Source organism: Neobacillus sp. MER 74 (assembly GCF_023714155.1).
Map to the genome: position 1 here is coordinate 12667 of NZ_JAMAUV010000015.1, position 17981 is coordinate 30647.

The following is a 17981-nucleotide window of genomic DNA, read 5'->3' on the forward strand; positions in this document are numbered from 1 at the left end:
TCCCCTTCCTTATCCTAGCAATAATAACAAGGTTCCTCCGTGTTGATGTTTATCGATTTTCACGAATATAATTAGCCACTAGCAGTCCACTCTCTACTTGAATACGGACAAGCTTTTGTATGGGAATCGCCGTATAATCAAGCCCACAGTCAAGGTTTTCACAATACTCTTTTAAGAACTGTTGACCTTTCTCGCAGGTGGCCATGAGTTTGCTCAAGGCCATCTCTTCTTTATTTTTTTGCTGCCTAAGCCGTTCGATTTCATATTCACACGTACGAACGGTTAAACCTAAGTACAAGCCATTATAAAACTTTGCAGCCTGTAAATTATCAAAAATCTCTGCAATGGAAGCATTTTTTTCAAATTCGGGATTACTTTCAGCCCAGTTGATTTTGGCATCACTGCCTTCTTTAATATACTGAATCACTTCTTCTACTAGTTTTACAAATGGGTTTTCTTCACAGATATAAGGACGGACTTCTGTTAGAAGCTGATCTAGACGGGCAAAATGAGCTTGTGATTGCTTTACCCCCTGTAAAATGGCTTCTTTCCGTGTGATTTCTCCCTCACTCAAGTCCTCAATTCGAGAATCAAAAAAATAAGGAAGCTCAGTAAGAAGAGTTACACAGTCTGCTACGCCCGCTGCGTAGTCTGAACTTGAAGTTCCATTTTTTATATTTGGCTTCTCACCGCTAAATGTTTCTATGAAATTATACGCTTCAGCGATTGTCATATTTTTAAAGATTGCGGGAGAAAATTTTGTAATGAATGGTTCCTCTGGCTCTCCTAAATTTAAGGGGATCCCTTGTTTAATAGCTGATTCCCTCAAACCTTCATACAGTTCTGGCAGATCATGTGACAAGTACCAATAAGCTCCCCCAAACCCTGCATTATGGAGGGAATACATAAACTCTGGTTTGATTTCTTGTATTAAATTCATTAAAGCTTGGGTTTCAGGAAGCGGGTTGTGAAAATGCAGCTCTTTGTAATCAATCGGAAAAGTCCACTCCACCTGTTCATAGCCGATGGGCCGAAAATAATTTTTCGCGTAAGTATAAACATTAAACGGCCCTTTGAACCAGTTTTCATTTAGACGAACACCATCAGGGTCAATACATTTAATCATGTACCATGTAAAGCCTAATCCTTCTCGTAATTCGTCATTCTCAGCCAAAGCACGTGAAAAGTACTCAAGTGTCATGGCACCAATCGGTTCATTAGGGTGAGGACAGGCAAAGCATAAAGCATTCTTTGGACCATCTCCAATTTTCATACATAAAATCGAATGTCCCTTTCTAGATTTTCCAGCTTCAAATACGGTAACGAGATTGGGAAACTCATTAGCAAGCTTCCTGCAGCTCTCATCCATTTCATCAACCGTCAGAAAAGCTTTATAATCAGGAACATTAGCAACAACAGATTGAAAATTCATATAATAGCTTCCTTTCATTTCTTTTTATGCCGAGTTTTTTTCAACGAAATCTTCACCACATCTTCCAAATATTTCGTTGCACTATATCCAAAAATCTCCAGCTTTTTAGGAACCACTTTCTCACCAGTGCCGTTACCGTCCAACTTCATGCTTTGAACGGTTACGAAATAACGAGGCTGCTCGATTTCATCAAAAGGGACTGGGAATTCATTCGTATCGTATTCCGTCCCATTTTTATCAACGAGCACTCCATCCGTATTCATCTCCGTAGTAATCGGCTCGTTTTCATCTTCTCCCACAATATTGAAGTTAAGCGCCTCATACGCTCGATTCTTCACTTCATGATCGCTTATGACAATAATGGAGGGCTGTCCAACTTCCAGTTTGTCGATAGAGATTGTACTGCCTGCATATTCAAAAGTTTGAGGATATTGCTTAGCAGCATCCAGTTCGATGGTTTTTGGGTCTTGAAACGTTAAATTAATAGATGCGAGTTGAACGTGAACCTCTTTTGGCTTTTCTCCGAAAAGGGGTTCAAAGTTTGTTTGAAAAGTCGTCCAATTCATGTCTTGCTGTGAATTCATAAAAGAGCTGCCATACAGATCAGTTTTTACAATTTTATTGTTCACTTCCAGATTGCCAAAATTAAGAACATCAATCATCTTCTCTGGCTTTTCATTATTAATACCATATTGCAGAATCGTTGCTGTTGGGGCAATGGTTAGTTTATCAAATCGAACCGGGATCCCCTCGACTTCTGTTTCTTCATTCAAGGCATATTCAACGGAAGGCTGTTTTGTCACAGGAATCTCGAAATTCCACTCCCCAGTTTCATATCCAGGGTACAAGGGAGTGCTAATAACTTTCTGGTCAGATGAATCACGAATCAATTTCAAGAGCCTTGTGATTTTTAGTTTGATCGTTCCATTCTCCTTATTGAGTGGCAGCAGACTAATTTTTCCTTGATACACATTCATCTCTTTTTTATTGCCATCTGATTTAAGGTCAGGGGGATAGTACCTAGGATGACCTTCCGTATTCATGAGGTCAAGTTCATTCTCCACAATAACCCCATCATCATAATTCATCATATATTGATTTTCTTCATTTGTATCTTCGATTTCATAAAAGACAAGCGTCTGAACATCATCAGCAATCGCACTTCTGATCTTAATTTTCACCCCATTACTTTCCGCTTCCAGGTTCAGCCTTTCACCAAGGTCCTGTTGCAGAAAGGGACGCAATTCCTGATCTTTTTCTGTCCAAGTATAGTAGAGGCTAGTAAAACTCCCTGTAAAAACTTCTATACCTATTAATAATGCTATAAAACTTGCAAATACAATGCCCATTCTTAAACGTTTCTTGTTCTTTTGTTGTCTGTCCTTTTCCTTTTCTACCAGCCTTGTTTTGACGTTCTCCATGAAACCGGATGGTATATGCAAATCTTTCATCCCATCGGTTAGATCTATCATGGTTAACATGACATCTTGAAAGCCAGCCAAATCCACCTGACATTCTTGACAATGATAAATATGTATCTCTAAATCAATCTTTTTCGGGCGATCTAGAGTTCTTTCTAAATAATCGATGTAATCCTTATAATATTCCTTACAGCCATTAAAGGATGAACCGTACCCCATTTCTATCCTAAGTGACTGAATTCCGGAAAACAAAAGCTCTTTCAGCTTTTCCACTGATATTTGGAGAAGCTGTGCCGCCTCCACATGTGAGAGACCTTTTACATAGGTAAGGACCATCGCTTCTTTCTCAATGTCTTTCAATTGATCAAGTGCTTTAAATATACTCTGACGTGGTTCACCTTCCCCAGAAGCTTGTAAACCTCTATCAATAGAAAGCTCACGACAAATATGTATGAAAATGGATGTAACCCATGTTTCGAATGATGTTTCACTTTTAAAGCGCGGCAATTCTTTGTGGATTTTTAAAATGGACCGGTAAAAAAGCTCTTCCATTTCCTTCTGGTTACTAAGATAGGACCAACCAAGCGTATAGAACGCCTGTTTATGCTGATCCAACCAATCGAAGATGGATTCCACGCTTTTTTTGCTTATTGAAGTGATTGAAGTAGAATCTATCTTTGCTGGGATCATTCATGCGTTCCCCCCTTTTCGTTCTCTATATGGTATTTATACTTTGAATTATCTTCCTATTATAATAGATTTCATTTAAAATTGGTCTATATTTCCTTTTCTTAACAAAAGTATCCTGCCACTATCTGCTATATTTTCCAAGCATTTTAATTAATAAAATCCCGGATTTCAATCTGAAGGAACCGATGCAGGAAGAAACCTTGTTACTTGATGTGTATTAAGTTCTGTGAAGTGTTAATAATTGTTAGAGATAAGTGAAAAAGGAGCGAGGGAAATGACCTATATAGTTGATTTTAAAAATGTGTCTACAGTTGGCTTAGAGTCCTCACCTATAGCAGAAGCGCTTGCTGGTTTACGCGCGAATGAAGCCCGTTATTTTATGAATAAATACAAGCATGAGTTTACGGTTGAACCAGCTGACGAAAGCCAGGAGACCATTGATTATGTGAACCGGATTTTGAAAGAAGAACGTGATATAGAGTTTGCGGCCAAACCTTTAGAAACTTCGCGTTTTCAAGTGGAAAATATCAATTGGGCTTACGTCTTTTATGAGGATGGTCTTGAGGTCAACGTCTTGTATACGTTAGATGGCTCAAAGCCGAAACGTGCCGTTGGTTTTAAGCTTTCGGAGGGGATGGAGGTACCCAAGGAGTTAGAAGGGAAGTTTAAGTTTGCTAGACAGAAATCTAAACTAGCTGGAACAATTCGGGGCTCGTTTTTTGTAATTAAACGAGAATATTAAAGTAAGGAAAAGGGATAGTCAAGGAATCCTGCCATTATTCATATTCCTTGCCGCGTGAATTAAAATAAAGCAGCATCTTCCTTTAAGTAACCAGCAAAAATAAGCGGATTTTTTCCGGTTAAATGTGGAACGGAGCTTGTTTCGGGGTAAATAAGGGAAGTTTTTCCGACTATTCAGCGCAAAATCCCCCATTTTCAATTTTTACGAGTAGATAGGCGGAATTTCTCCGTCTATTTAAGCTATTTTTAATGATAATTACAAATTAAGCGGAATTTTTCCTTTTATTTATCTGATTGGATGCTTAACACGCCCCCTCCGATACGAGCGGATTCACATGATCCCAGATTCCCCTCTATCCTTTCATAGATTCCTATAAATAAAGCTGCCTGGAATGACCGGCAGCTTTTTAAAGGAGTTATACTAAATAATCAATCAGTTTTTCTTTCGGATGGCCAAAGATTTCTGCTTCTAGCCTCCGTCCGGTCGGAGTAGCCGCCAACCCGCCTTCGGCTGTTTCCCTTAACGCAGAAGGCATTGACTGTCCAATCGCATACATGGCTCCAATAACTTCGTCACATGGAATCCTGCTGGTTATCCCAGCAAGGGCCATATCGGCAGCTGTCAAAGCATTGGATGCACCCATTGCATTCCGTTTCACGCAAGGCACTTCAACGAGACCAGCAACCGGATCGCAAACAAGGCCCAGCATATTTTTTAAGGTAATGGCCATCGCTTCGGCTGATTGCTTAGGCGTACCTCCAGCCATTTCAACAATTGCAGCTGCTGCCATCCCTGAAGCCGAACCTACTTCTGCCTGACAACCGCCTGCAGCCCCTGAAATGGATGCATTGTTTGCAACGACAAATCCAAACGCCCCTGCCGTAAATAAAAATTCAATCATTTCCTGTCTAGTTGGATTGAGTTTATCCTTTACTGCAAATAATGTACCTGGAACGACTCCCGCCGATCCTGCCGTCGGTGTGGCACAAATGATGCCCATTGCTGCATTGACTTCATTCGTGGCAACCGCCTTGCTCACCGCATCCAACAGCAATGTGCCGGTAAGAGATTTCCCGCTTTGAATATAGTTTTGCAGCAATACTGCATCGCCGCCTGTGAGTCCTGTGCGTGATTTTACTCCTTTTATGCCCCGTTCGATCGCCCGTTCCATTACGGTCAGGTTTTGATCCATTTTGGCAAGCACTTCTTCACGGGAAAGGCCAGAAACTTCTATTTCCTGCCGAATCATAATTTCGGCTATTTTTACCTGATGTTGTTCCGCCAGCGAAACAAGTTCAGCTACATTACGAAACATAGCATTTCCCCCTGAATCTACTAATCATTTATGTTTAATGCCCGAAAATATTATCATTCAACAATACGGATGACACTTACAACGTTGTCCAGCTTTTGCAGATCGCTTACCAACTGGTTATTTATCTTTTCATCCGATTCAATGACCATGATGGCCATGTCGCCTTTATCTTTCCTGGCCACTTCCATATGACCGATGTTTATTTTATTTTGCGAAAAAATGCTTGTTACCGAGCTGATGACGCCAAAACGATCATTATGAATGACGAGGATTGCAGGGTCACCCGATAATTTTAGTTTGAAGGAGTTGATTTCTGTTATTTCAATGGCTCCTCCGCCGATGGAGATGCCAATGATCTCCAGCTCTTTATCTTCCGCAAAAAGATTAATCTTTACTGTATTGGGATGTTCTGTAATGGCTTCTTCCTCTTGAAAGATGACCTCCATGCCCAGTTGTTCTGCTATTTCCATAGCCTCGGGGATCCGCTCGTCAAATGTATCAAAATCCAATAATCCCGCTACGAGAGCTAAGTCAGTACCATGTCCTTTATACGTCTTTGCAAATGAGCCGTACAGCGAGAGGACAGCCCTTTTCGGCTGGCACTCGAACAGGGTTCTGGCCACGCGGCCAATTCGGACTGCACCAGCAGTATGTGAACTGGAAGGTCCAATCATAATCGGACCAATGATTTCAAATGCTGATCGATATTTCATTGTTTTCACCCGTTCCTATACTTATGATTCTTTACTCATATTCCTTTTGCATCCAGCCTTTAAGGAAAAATAGGGACAAGTTTTAAAAACTGTCCCTATTCTGTATTAAAATTTACACTGCTTTCTTATCTGACCGATCTTCTTTTTGAAGTTCCGCAGGTACACGCTTGTTGATTCCGAAAGCATAAAAGCTGATTGCCACAATAGCCAGGAAGACGATACCCGCAATTAGTGAAATACGAGTGTCTTCGTTGAACCACATACCAACAAGCACCGCTGTCAGATAAGCAATTGTCACATAGTTAGTGACAGGTGCAAAAGGCATTTTGAATGGATGGCTGGCCATTTTATCAGCATGAACCTTTCTGAACTTGATTTGGCTGATCAAGATGACAAACCAAGGAACCATACCTGGAAGAACACTTGAAGCATAGACGTACACAAACAATTTTTCTGGTGCAATATAACTTAACACTACACCAACGCCAAGGCCGATTAGAACGCCAATTGTACCGAATAAAGGCACTCCGTTACTCGAAACCTTTGCAAACGCTTTTGGAGCTTGACCATTAACACCAAGAGTATAAAGCATGCGCCCTGCGCTGTAGATACCGCTGTTACATCCGGACATCGCAGCAGTGATAACAACAAAGTTAATGATTCCGGCTGCCGCTGTAATACCGATTTTTGCAAAAGTTGCTACGAACGGGCTTCCTAAAGAAGTTAATTGATCCCATGGATAAACTGTGACAATAACAAAGATTGCACCAATATAAAATACGAGGATACGCCAAATTGTACTTTGAATCGCGTTCCTTATTGTTTTCTGAGGATCTTTCGCTTCACCAGCTGTAATACCAATAAGTTCTACACCTTGATATGCACCAACAACGAGTGATAGGGCAAAGAGGAATCCTTTAAGACCGCCAGTAAAGAAACCGCCATTTTTCCAGAGGTTCGATAAGCCGATTGATTCTCCTCCGTTACCAAGACCGAAGAAAATCAGGCCAAAACCTGCAACAATCATCAATACAATCGTAACTACTTTAATCAACGCAAACCAAAATTCGAATTCACCAAATGATTTAACAGAAATAAAGTTCGCTGCCCCAAGGATAACCATTGCGATTAGGCCTGGGATCCACGCTGGAAGATCTGGAAACCAATACTGCATATATGTGCCGATTGCGATAACTTCCGCCATACCAACAACTACCCACTGGAACCAGTTGCTCCAGGCAGTCATATATCCTGCTATTGGATGGATATACTTATATCCAAATGTTGCAAATGAACCTGTACTTGGTTCCAAGTAGAGCATTTCGCCCATGGCGCGCATTATCAAATAAAGAAAAATTCCTGTAATTCCATATGCTAACATAACGGATGGACCCGTCCAGCCTATTGTGCTGGATGATCCCATAAATAGACCTACCCCAATCGTTCCACCCAAAGCAATCATTTGAATATGGCGCGAACTTAAGCCCCTACTCAATTCCTTGTTTGCCATTTCGTTTCCTCCCCTGTACGCTTATTGTCAAAATTCAAGCAAGATTCATATAACCCCATGTTCATATTTATTATTGCAAGATAACTTAAGATAACATAATCACCAGAAAGTAGTCCACCCGAAAAATACAATTGTCTTTTTTCTAGAGATGGATTATAATAGACTGGTAGACGGAAGTTTGTACAGTTTGCAGAAATTAAAAGGCTAATACAAGTTCTCTAAAAGGAATGCCTAATTTCTCTGATAAATTTTCCAACATGTCTTTTGTCATACGATCCAAGTCGTATTGTGGATTAAAATCCCATTCTTCACGTGCGGCAGAGGCATCAATACTATTTGGCCATGAGTTTGCAATGCCTTGGCGTACAGGATCAACATTGTATGACATTTCAAATTCAGGAATGAACTTCTTAATTGATGCAGCAATTTGTTCTGGCTCAAAGCTCATCGCAGTGATGTTAAATGCATTGCGGTGCTTCAATCGTGAAGGATCAGCCTCCATCAATTGAATGATTGCTTCGATTGCATCTGGCATATACATCATATCCATAAACGTTCCTTTGCCAATGAAAGATGTATATTTCTTGTTTTTCAGAGCTTCGTAGTAAATGTCAACTGCATAATCGGTTGTTCCCCCACCTGGAAGAGTCTTGTAAGAAATCAGACCAGGGAACCTTACTCCGCGTACGTCTACACCGAATTTGGAGAAATAGTAGTCACAGAGCAATTCTCCGGCTACCTTAGTAACACCGTACATTGTGGTAGGCCTTTGAACTGTATCCTGAGGTGTCATATCTGCCGGTGTTTCCGGTCCGAAAGCTGCGATGGAGCTCGGTATAAAGAGTTTTAGGTTTAATTCACGGGAAACTTCAAGTGCGTTCATAAGACCGCCCATATTTAGATCCCATGCGAATTTTGGTTTTGTTTCACCTACCGCCGACAGCAGCGCAGCAAGATGGATGAGAGTGTCGACTTTATATGTTTTGCAAAGGTCAAGCATTGCTTTAAAATCCATCACATCAAGGATTTCAAATGTACCTCTTTCGATGACTGGATTGCCTTCAATACGGCGGATGTCTGTTGCGATAACGTTTTCTGTTCCGTACACTTCTCTGAGACGGTGTGTCAATTCAGAACCGATTTGTCCAAGACTGCCAGTTATAAGAATTTTTTTCATAAGACTTTACCTCCTAAGGTTTCTACTATAAATTTTGCAATTGATTCTAGTATTCTGTTATTCTTTGTAAAATTTTAAATGATTAGATAATAGACAACTCTTTGCCAATTTTTTCATAAACTGCCAGAACCTCATCGAGCATTTCCTTGGTATGTGCAGCCGTAGGCATATTTCTAACCCTGCCTGTACCTCTAGGAACCGTTGGGAAGGTAATCGATTTTGCATACACGCCTTCTTCCATCAGCCTGCGAGAAAATAATTGGGTAAGATCTTCTTTTCCGATAATGCATGGAGTAATTGGAGTTTCGGAATGGCCAATATCGAAACCAAGTTTCTTTAAGCCTTCTTTTAGATATCTTCCGTTTTCCCAAAGCTTTTCAACTTTTTCTGTCGATTCAGTCATAATATTGATCGCTTCAATACAACCGGCAGCATCGCCAGGAGTCAATGAAGTTGAAAACAGGAACGGACGTGCCCGGACTTTCAGCCAGTCAATCAATTGCTCTGACCCTGCTACATATCCGCCAACGACGCCAATCGCTTTTGAAAGGGTCCCAATCTGCAGATCAATTCGGTCTGAGAGGCCAAAATGCTTGACTGTACCAGCACCGTTACCCATTACACCTGAGCCATGAGCATCATCTACATATGTGATTAACCCAAACTCTTCAGCAATTTCAACGATTTCCGGAAGCTTTGCTACATCACCGTCCATTGAGAAAACTCCGTCCGTGATGTACATGACTTTTTCGTATAAGCCGCTTTCAATCGTTTCTTTCGCAACTCGGCGTAAATCGTCCATGTCCTGGTGTTTGACGCGGATAATTTTCGCTCCAGATAATCTGCATCCATCAATGATCGATGCATGGTTTAATTCATCCGAGAGAATAGCATCCTTCTTAGTCATAAGAGCTGAAATAGCACCCATGTTGCAATTGAACCCCGACTGGAAGGCAATTGCCGCTTCGGTATGTTTGAACTTGGCAATTGTTTTCTCTAATTCATTATGAATGCTCAATGTACCATTGATTGTACGGACTGCACCTGCTCCCAACCCATACTTATCGATTGCTTCATGCGCCTTTTGCTTCATTCTTTCATTATTGGCAAGACCAAGATAGTTATTGGATGACATATTGATTAGTGATTTGCCATTGATGGTAACTATAGGGCCATTGGGTCCTTCTACAGTATCAATAACATTGTAAAGACCATTTTCCCTCAACTCGTTCAGTTGGGGTGTTAAGAAGTCCTTTAAAACCATTTTCGCCAAAATAATTCCTCCTCTTAAATTACCTTACTAAGGGTTCTTCACATAACAACTACTCGTATTTTTTATCGGGAACATCATTTTAATACCGCTTTACTTGAAAGCGATTTCAGCCACCTTCCAAAAAAAAGCAATTAGTTTTCAATAAATAATTACTCCCTAAATTTTCAAATCGTACTTTTTGACCGAATGAAGTTATGCTATTGAATTGGATGTGTCATAATAAACTTGTTTAGTTGATTCATATGTTCAGTGCTATTCTATAATTATGTCGGAAAAGTGTCAATACTGTTAGAAAAAGACGAATCATTCAGACTAATGCCTCGATTAAAGAAAGATAGAGAAATAAAGGGTTCATTAAGGCTGGCTAGAAATCATTTTTTGCTTTTGGAAAATCTATTGGGCAGCAACAAATTCACATTAATCCTGAAACAGGACAAACAACCTTCATACCGAACGGGACAAAGGTCGTTTGTAAATATATTTACTTACCATTTAATACACATCACGCTGATAACGCCCTTGCTTCTGCATATCTTTCAGATACGCTTCTGCTTCATCGCGGCTCATGGAACCCTCTTTCTCAATTATGTTAGTAAGTGTTTCATGGACGTCCTTCGCCATGTATTCCTTATCTCCACACACATAGAAATAAGCACCTGTTTGCAGCCACTCGAATATTTCTTTACTGTGTTCTTGCATTTTATGTTGAACATATACTTTTTGAGCGCCATCGCGAGAGAAGGCCGTATCTAATTTAGAAAGTACTCCCTCTTGCAGATATTGTTCCAACTCATCTTTATAAAGGAAATCAGAAGCTGCATGCTGGTCCCCAAAAAATAGCCACGAACGGCCTGTTCCTCTATTCACTGTACGTTCCTGTATAAAAGAACGGAATGGTGCAATACCTGTCCCAGGTCCAACCATAATAATATCAGTATCTTGAGACTCTGGCAGATGAAAATGTTTATTTGCTTGTATAAAAACTGGAAGCGTATCTCCTTCATTCACACGTTCCGCACATAACACAGAGCAAACCCCTTTACGGTCGCGTCCATGAGCTGTGTAGCGTACAGCACCGATAGTTAAATGAACTTCCTCTGGATTCGCTGCAATGCTGCTCGCAATCGAGTAGAGCCGCGCCGTCATTTTTCTTAAAATAGAGACAAATTCTTGAGCAGTTGCTTTCCATGGACCGAATTCACGTACCATATCAAGTAAATCCCGCCCATAGCAATATTCCTTCAATTGGGCTGCATTTTCAACCTGGATGAGCTTTTGTAACTCTTCGTTTTCTGTAAAGGCAGCTGCCTGCTGTAAGACCTTTTTAGATAGCAGTGTAATTTCAAAATAGGTAGTTAACGCTTCCATTAGTGGAAGTGTTTCACCTTGCTTATTGATTGTTACAGGCGTTGCTTCATCCCAGTGCATCTCTTCAAGCAGGGAAGCAACAAGTTCTGGATCATTTGAAGGAATAATACCAAGGGCATCACCTGGCACATAAGAAAGCCCCGACCCTTCTAGTGATAACTCAATATGCCTTGTTTCTTTACTAGAGCCTGCACCATTTATATTAATGTTTTTAAGAATTTTTGCTTGAAACGGATTTGTTCGTGAAAATGTTGTTGGAACTTGTTTGTCTTTTTGGTCAGTCTTTGTGTTATCCAATGTTTTTTGCATGGTTCTTAACCTCCAAAAGTAATATATACATTTTAACATTAATTTTGGAAATTAGATGTATATTTTTTCACAATATTCTTTCCAATTCCAAATGAATTTCCCAATTAAAGTTAAAATGGGTAAGAGCTTTTATTTCAAAGTTTTTAAAATAAAGTTAGCAAATATATATAATTACAACATGATAAAATCGATAGATTGGAGATAATAGCAATAGTAAGGAAATATTTACTCCAGCGATTGTACTTGCCTTATTAATGATTATATCAGGTAATTGAATATGGCTAAAATTTTAAACGATAGATTTAGTTATTTTTTTTAGAAATAGCTTGTTTAAAAAGCCTCCTAAATTGCTCCCGATCTTCTGCCGTAAACGGCTTTGGTCCCTTTGTCCGCTTTCCGCCTTTTCGAGCCATTGCACTTAAGTATCGTGTTTGTAATAATTGATCAATGTTTTCATTGGTATACCTAAATCCTTTGTGGTGAAGGACGATACAGCCTTTTGGTAAACCTAGCGATGCTAATCCATAATCTTGCGTAACAATCATATCACCTGATTCGACTAACTTCATAATCCGATAATCGGCAGCATCCGCTCCAGAATCAACATAAATAATATCCACTCCTGAAGGTTGTTCCGCATTAGAAAAGTGCGAAAAACTCGTAACAAGGATAACAGGAATTCCTGCTTTTCCTCCTTCCGATATAATAATATCTTTTACCGGACAAGCATCCGCATCTACATAAATTTTCATCTTTATCTCTCCTATAAAGAAGTTCGAATTACTTGTGATACTATTGGTAAATTACGCTTTTGTCAAACTATGGAATCAGAAGTACGGTGCTTTGCTTTGTATAGTACCTAACATCCAGTATGTTTAGAAATTACCAGCCAATTAGAAAAATCCTAATTAACATTAATTTAGTTAATCAGGATTTATTAAAACGAATTAATGCTTCTTTCTCAACAATAGTAACTTCATACCTTATAAACTTAGATTGGCCCTGGGGTATATCCTAAAAAGGAATCGTGGGCTGAAAAAATACCTTCTTGTTGTAAAGGTTTAAATACCCGAAACTTACGGAGTTGTTTTCCATAAACATGGATGGTTACTGCCGTTTGATCGCCCTGGGTTTCAAGGATATGACAATCCGCTGGGGGCAGGAGTTTGCCAGTCATTTGCTGATTTACAATCAATGTATCCGTTTGCCTGAGCTTTACTACACTTTCTGAAATCTCATCCACTCGAAGATAGTTCGTCACCTTGATCTGTCCAGCCACAACCCCTTCGGCTCCCCAAGTACCATCGTGATCATGGAGTAACGTTTTCTGCCCCGGCTTCCAGACAAGTGCAATGATCTCAAAACGATCCTGCGGATCACAATATAGGGAGTGGCGGGCATAACCTTCCGAGCTGGGCTTGCACTTTTCGGGTGAGAGCCAGGATGTGGTACGAAGCAGCTCACCGAGCAAACGCTCTGCCTCTGCCACCCGAACGGCCTCACTCTCATTTCTCTCTATGATCCATGTCATATCTCGAATAAAGTCGACCAGAGTATATTCCGTCGTTTGATTTGTCATGATACATTGTCCTCCTATGAAGGATAATTTCTTATTGTAAATTATGGGATAAACCTTTCCATAACCACTATGGATACCTTTGTTAATTCTTTAATATGAGAAATCTTTATCTCAGGTCTGAAAAACATTTCCGATAATACCAAGGAAGAAAAAGGACCTTATGTAAGGGTCTCTATTACACTATGGATTCTAATTCTTTACATGACCGATAGATAAGTTCAAAAAGCAGGTCCAAATCAGTTAATTCAACACAGGAAAATGCGATTCGAAGATCCGTTTTGGCTAGGGAGATAGTCCCCACTCCGTACCGCTTGAGCAAATGGATCCGCAGCGTTTCTGCATCGGAATGCTTGATTCGAAGACTCACGAAATACCCTGAATTGAATGGATAGGGTTCGAATGCATCCGCATATTTCCCGTCTGCTAAAATCTCTTTGACTCGTTTCGCCCTAGCTTCCATAACCTTATTTCTCTGTCTGCGCTGCACTTCAAATTCGGGATTTAACAAGGCATCCAAAATGATTGTTTGGGAAAGGTGGGGACTGCAAGAAATGGTACTACGAATGGAACCCATCGTCTTTTTCTCCAGCGCTTCCAAAACCAAAGCATCTTGGATTCCAAATGTGAGAAACCCAACACGAAAGCCCCAAGCATATTCTTCTTTGGTTGCCCCATCAATTTTAATGGGGAGGACACGAGGGTGTAACCCTACTAAACGAGCAAATATAGATTCTTTGATTGAATCTTCATAATATAATCCAAAATAAGCGTCATCAATAACAGCAACAATGTTAATCCCCAGATCCGCTGCCTGCTTGATGGCATGAAGGATTTCCTCCACTTCTTTTTCCAACGGAGTATAGCCTGTTGGATTATGAGGGAAATTAAGCACCAGGATGACTTTTCCGCTCTTACAGGATAAAAGGGCCTCCAGCAAACCTTTTCCATTAAATAGGTTTGCTTTGGTGAATAATGGATAGGTCACTGTATGGCTGCCGCGGCGGACGTTGAATGTTATATGATAATTATCCCAATACTTATCTGGTAGTAAAATAGGATCCCCCTTTTCGACAAACAGGTCGGATACGATACTCAATCCATGGGTCAGCGCGTTCGTCACGATCGGAGTGCCAAATTCCTTTCCTTCAAGGGAAGGATTATCTTTAAGAAGCTTCTTTCTCCAAACTTCACGCAACTCTGGTTTTCCTGCCGTTGGTGCATATGGATACAGGTCTATCGGATCGTAGGAGGAGAGGTTCTTGTGGATGACATCTAAATACATTGGTTGTCCACCCTCTGAAGCCATCCCGATTGTTGCATTGAATCGGTCTGCTTTTCCCTTTGCCTCTCCAGCCTGGCTGACAATCCCTTTTGGAAAATACAATGATTTTCCCAACAATGACAACATCTCATATACTGGTTTATTGCGTTCTTCAATGACTTGATTTAATTCTAAAGCCAATGGGTTTAGCACTTTATTCGCCTTCCTTTTATTAGCAATTGTCTGGCTTCATTTAATTCGTTCTTTTCTTTAATCCTGGATATCTAATTTCCATTAATTTGTTAAGTAATACATCTAAGTCTTGACTATATTTAATGGTTCTTGTATCACACAGTCCATACATGAATCCTGATTTCTCCATATTGACTTTTAGATGATTGTATTCCTTCACATATTTCATAAGTTGTCACTTTAGGAGTTATTTTGCACGTATTTTAAGCGATATTTTGCACTTAAAAACCCATCTATCTTCACTGAGGAAAATAGATGGGTTTCTTAATTATTTACATCCAATCTTATTTATAGAACTATTCTTATCGGTCTGTTCGTTGTTCAGCAATAGCGCCCGATTGCGGAATACTTCGACATATTAGGGGATCGCGATAAGTTAGTATTCCTCGCGTTATGGAAATACAGCAATCATTTCAATTTCCACTTCACCGCCTCTAACCAAGTTTCCCATTGGAACTAATGAACGAGCTGGATAAGGCTGACTAAAGAACTCCCGATATAAATTATCCACCTTCGAGTAGCTGTCCATGTCATGAAGAAAAATGGTTACCTTTATTACATCATCTACCGTTAAGCCCGCAGCTTCAACAATGGCTAGAGCATTTTGGAGCGCTTGCTTTGTTTGTTCAAGTGTACCACCCTCAACGAGTGTACCCGTGATGGGATTGAGGGGAAGCTGCCCAGACACGTAAAGCCAGCCATTTGCGATTATCGCTTGAGAAAACGTACCAACTGGCAGTGGTGCATGTTTGGTTTCGATAAGTTTTCTAATCATTCTTTGTTCCTACCCTTCAAATAAAATTGAGATTGCACTATAAATGAGCATTAAACCCATCACTACATTAAATGGTTTTTCATATTTTGATAGGAATTTTTGAAACAATGACCCGAAAATCGCCCAACACGAGGTACCCGCAAATCCACCAAAAGCTAGAACAACCGAAAATAAAATCATACTTATATTTGATTTGTAAAATGGGATGATAAAAAGGGAGATAGCAGTAATACCGTACAAAATTACCTTGAAATTGATAAATTGTAACAGCATTCCAGATAAAAACGAATTTAACTTTTCATCATCATCACCTTTATTCTGCTTTTTTTTCTTCATTATTTTAAATGAAAGGTAAATCATATACAAACTGCCCAAAATACTCATCACAAACTTAATTTTAGGTATGAAACTATACAATAGAAGATTGAAATAACCACAAAAAAGCATTATAACCAACATACCGATAGCTACTCCAAAAACAAAATTGAGAGACCTTTTAAATCCATATTTATTTGCATTTGACATAGCCATGATATTATTGGGGCCGGGTGTAAAGCTAGTAACAAAAACAAAAAGCAAAAACGGAACTAATGGCATTTGGTATCCACTCCTTATATGTTATAATTGTACAAAATGTACGTTTTAACGTTCGTGCTCTTTGATTATACAATATAGACGTTATAATGCACAATAGAAAGGTGTGAATATTTTTTGGAAAACATCAATGTTGTACTTGCAAATAACCTTAAAACCCTTCGGGAACAAAAAAAACTTAGTCTCGATAAGGTTGCTGAGATGACAGGTGTAAGTAAAACCATGTTGGGGCAAATAGAACGGAGGGAATCAAATCCATCTATTAGCACCGTATGGAAAATAGCTAACGGACTAAAAGTTTCTTTTACTTCCCTTATTAATGAGCCGCAACCAGATACAGTTATCGTTTTCAAAAATGAGATTCAGGAGTTAAATGAAGATAACGGAAAATACAGACTGTATCCATTTTTTCCTTTTGAAGATGGAAGACGATTTGAAATGTATTCGGTAGAGATGGAAAGAGGTGCTTATTTGAGTGCTGAACCACATAGGGAAGGTACACAGGAATTTATTACAGTGTTTGATGGGGAATTGACTATCCGTATAGATAATGAAGAATATTCAGTAAAAAATGGTGATTCCATACGCTTCAGAGCTGATAGGCCCCATGTTTACCATAACTCCGGAAATACAATTACAAGGATAAGCATGGTGATTCATTATCCAATTTAGAGAATAATTAAGAAGACCCCCTTTCAAAATTACCAAGGGGGTCTGTTTTATTATCTTTTTTCTTCAATTATGCTTGAGATTCTTGTTTCATTAAATGGCCCGGATTGATGAATAAAATTAAAAAAGCACTCATAAACTCCATTTCCGTTTTATAGAATTTCCTGCTTGTTACAAAACTCTCCCTTTTCTGAACACGCTCCTTTTTACTTCGAAAGGGACGCTTTTTATCATCAAAAATGCAACAAAACTCTGTTCATTATTCTATGTCTATTAACCTATTATTATTTATCTTATGTTACACTAAAATCAAAGGAAGAATGAGAAATGAGTGAGTTTGGTGTTAATTGGATATGCACGTGTGTCAACAGGATTACAAAATTTAGATTTACAAATGGACGCGTTAACGCAACATGGCTGTGTGAAAATCTTTCACGATAAAATGAGTGGGACAAAAAAGAAGCGTCCAGGGTTAGAGGAAGCACTTCAGTATGCACGTGAAGGAGATACAATTGTCGTTTGGCGATTAGACCGTCTTGGTCGCAACATGCAAGACTTAATACAAATTGTAAATACATTGAACGAACGAGGAATAGGCTTTCACAGTTTACAAGAAAACTTGACCTTGGACAAAAGCAATGCAACGGGGCAATTGATGTTTCATTTATTTGCAGCCTTTGCAGAATTTGAACGGAATCTGATTGAGGAACGCTCGGCTGCAGGACGAGCAGCTGCAAGAGCACGTGGTCGTCTTGGTGGTCGTCCTGAGAAGTATGGACCAAAAGATATTGAAATGATGAAGGCTTTAATTGAAAGTGGCACACCAATAAAAGATGTTGCTGAAAAGTGGGGTGTGTCTCGCACAACGATTTATCGATATTTAGAAAGATAGTAAATCGGA

General features: G+C 39.6%; 17 protein-coding genes. 3 read left to right on the forward strand and 14 right to left on the reverse strand.

Features of this window, described 5'->3' with window-relative positions; genetic code table 11:
* Nucleotides 1–49: 49 nt before the first annotated feature.
* On the reverse strand, nt 50–1432 hold the full coding sequence (locus M3610_RS20200) for a M14 family zinc carboxypeptidase (RefSeq protein WP_251461881.1): 1383 nt from the start codon (nt 1430–1432) through the stop codon (nt 50–52).
* A gap of 14 nt (nt 1433–1446) precedes the next feature.
* Nucleotides 1447–3543 (reverse strand): DUF4179 domain-containing protein, encoded by a 2097-nt coding sequence (locus M3610_RS20205; RefSeq protein WP_251461882.1) that lies wholly within the window; start codon nt 3541–3543, stop codon nt 1447–1449.
* A 274-nt stretch (nt 3544–3817) separates the two neighbouring features.
* On the opposite strand from M3610_RS20205, the gene M3610_RS20210 reads away from it, so the two are divergent.
* Entirely contained in the window at nt 3818–4285 is a 468-nt protein-coding gene (locus M3610_RS20210; RefSeq protein ID WP_098576019.1) for a phage tail protein, read from the forward strand.
* 415 nt (nt 4286–4700) lie between these two features.
* Here M3610_RS20210 and sdaAA read toward each other — a convergent pair whose 3' ends face one another.
* The 12 genes from sdaAA to M3610_RS20270 form a co-directional block, all read right to left on the reverse strand.
* Nucleotides 4701–5600, reverse strand: coding sequence for an L-serine ammonia-lyase, iron-sulfur-dependent, subunit alpha (sdaAA, locus tag M3610_RS20215; protein ID WP_098576020.1), 900 nt, complete (start codon nt 5598–5600; stop codon nt 4701–4703).
* Between the two features lie 53 nt (nt 5601–5653).
* A complete protein-coding gene (sdaAB, locus tag M3610_RS20220) occupies nt 5654–6313 on the reverse strand; it encodes an L-serine ammonia-lyase, iron-sulfur-dependent subunit beta (RefSeq protein ID WP_098576021.1) in 660 nt (219 codons plus the stop codon).
* Nucleotides 6314–6425: 112 nt separating this feature from the next.
* Entirely contained in the window at nt 6426–7823 is a 1398-nt protein-coding gene (locus M3610_RS20225) for an amino acid permease (RefSeq protein ID WP_251461884.1), read from the reverse strand.
* A gap of 196 nt (nt 7824–8019) precedes the next feature.
* Nucleotides 8020–9000 (reverse strand): L-threonine 3-dehydrogenase, encoded by a 981-nt coding sequence (locus tag M3610_RS20230; protein ID WP_251461886.1) that lies wholly within the window; start codon nt 8998–9000, stop codon nt 8020–8022.
* An 82-nt stretch (nt 9001–9082) separates the two neighbouring features.
* Nucleotides 9083–10264 carry a glycine C-acetyltransferase gene (locus tag M3610_RS20235; RefSeq protein ID WP_251462029.1) on the reverse strand — a complete coding sequence of 394 codons (1182 nt, stop codon included), beginning with the start codon at nt 10262–10264 and terminating at the stop codon, nt 9083–9085.
* 501 nt (nt 10265–10765) lie between these two features.
* Nucleotides 10766–11950: a sulfite reductase subunit alpha gene (locus M3610_RS20240; RefSeq protein WP_098576024.1), complete on the reverse strand. Its 1185-nt coding sequence runs from the start codon at nt 11948–11950 to the stop codon at nt 10766–10768.
* Nucleotides 11951–12252: 302 nt separating this feature from the next.
* Entirely contained in the window at nt 12253–12702 is a 450-nt protein-coding gene (locus tag M3610_RS20245; RefSeq protein WP_098576025.1) for a YaiI/YqxD family protein, read from the reverse strand.
* A gap of 239 nt (nt 12703–12941) precedes the next feature.
* The gene (locus M3610_RS20250; RefSeq protein ID WP_098576026.1) at nt 12942–13529 is read right to left on the reverse strand and encodes a cysteine dioxygenase family protein; all 588 of its coding nucleotides are present in this window, start codon (nt 13527–13529) and stop codon (nt 12942–12944) included.
* 175 nt (nt 13530–13704) lie between these two features.
* On the reverse strand, nt 13705–15003 hold the full coding sequence (locus M3610_RS20255) for an aminotransferase class I/II-fold pyridoxal phosphate-dependent enzyme (protein ID WP_251461888.1): 1299 nt from the start codon (nt 15001–15003) through the stop codon (nt 13705–13707).
* Nucleotides 15004–15043: 40 nt separating this feature from the next.
* Nucleotides 15044–15211: an aspartyl-phosphate phosphatase Spo0E family protein gene (locus M3610_RS20260; protein ID WP_251461890.1), complete on the reverse strand. Its 168-nt coding sequence runs from the start codon at nt 15209–15211 to the stop codon at nt 15044–15046.
* A gap of 222 nt (nt 15212–15433) precedes the next feature.
* On the reverse strand, nt 15434–15817 hold the full coding sequence (locus M3610_RS20265; protein WP_251461895.1) for a Rid family detoxifying hydrolase: 384 nt from the start codon (nt 15815–15817) through the stop codon (nt 15434–15436).
* Nucleotides 15818–15826: 9 nt separating this feature from the next.
* Complete coding sequence (locus M3610_RS20270; RefSeq protein WP_251461898.1) at nt 15827–16414, reverse strand: LysE family transporter; 588 nt, start codon at nt 16412–16414, stop codon at nt 15827–15829.
* 114 nt (nt 16415–16528) lie between these two features.
* Here M3610_RS20270 and M3610_RS20275 point away from each other — a divergent pair, with 114 nt between their 5' ends.
* Nucleotides 16529–17083, forward strand: coding sequence for a helix-turn-helix domain-containing protein (locus M3610_RS20275; RefSeq protein WP_251461901.1), 555 nt, complete (start codon nt 16529–16531; stop codon nt 17081–17083).
* Between the two features lie 337 nt (nt 17084–17420).
* Nucleotides 17421–17972, forward strand: a complete 552-nt coding sequence (locus M3610_RS20280; protein ID WP_251462032.1) for a recombinase family protein — start codon at nt 17421–17423, stop codon at nt 17970–17972.
* Nucleotides 17973–17981 lie beyond the last annotated feature (9 nt).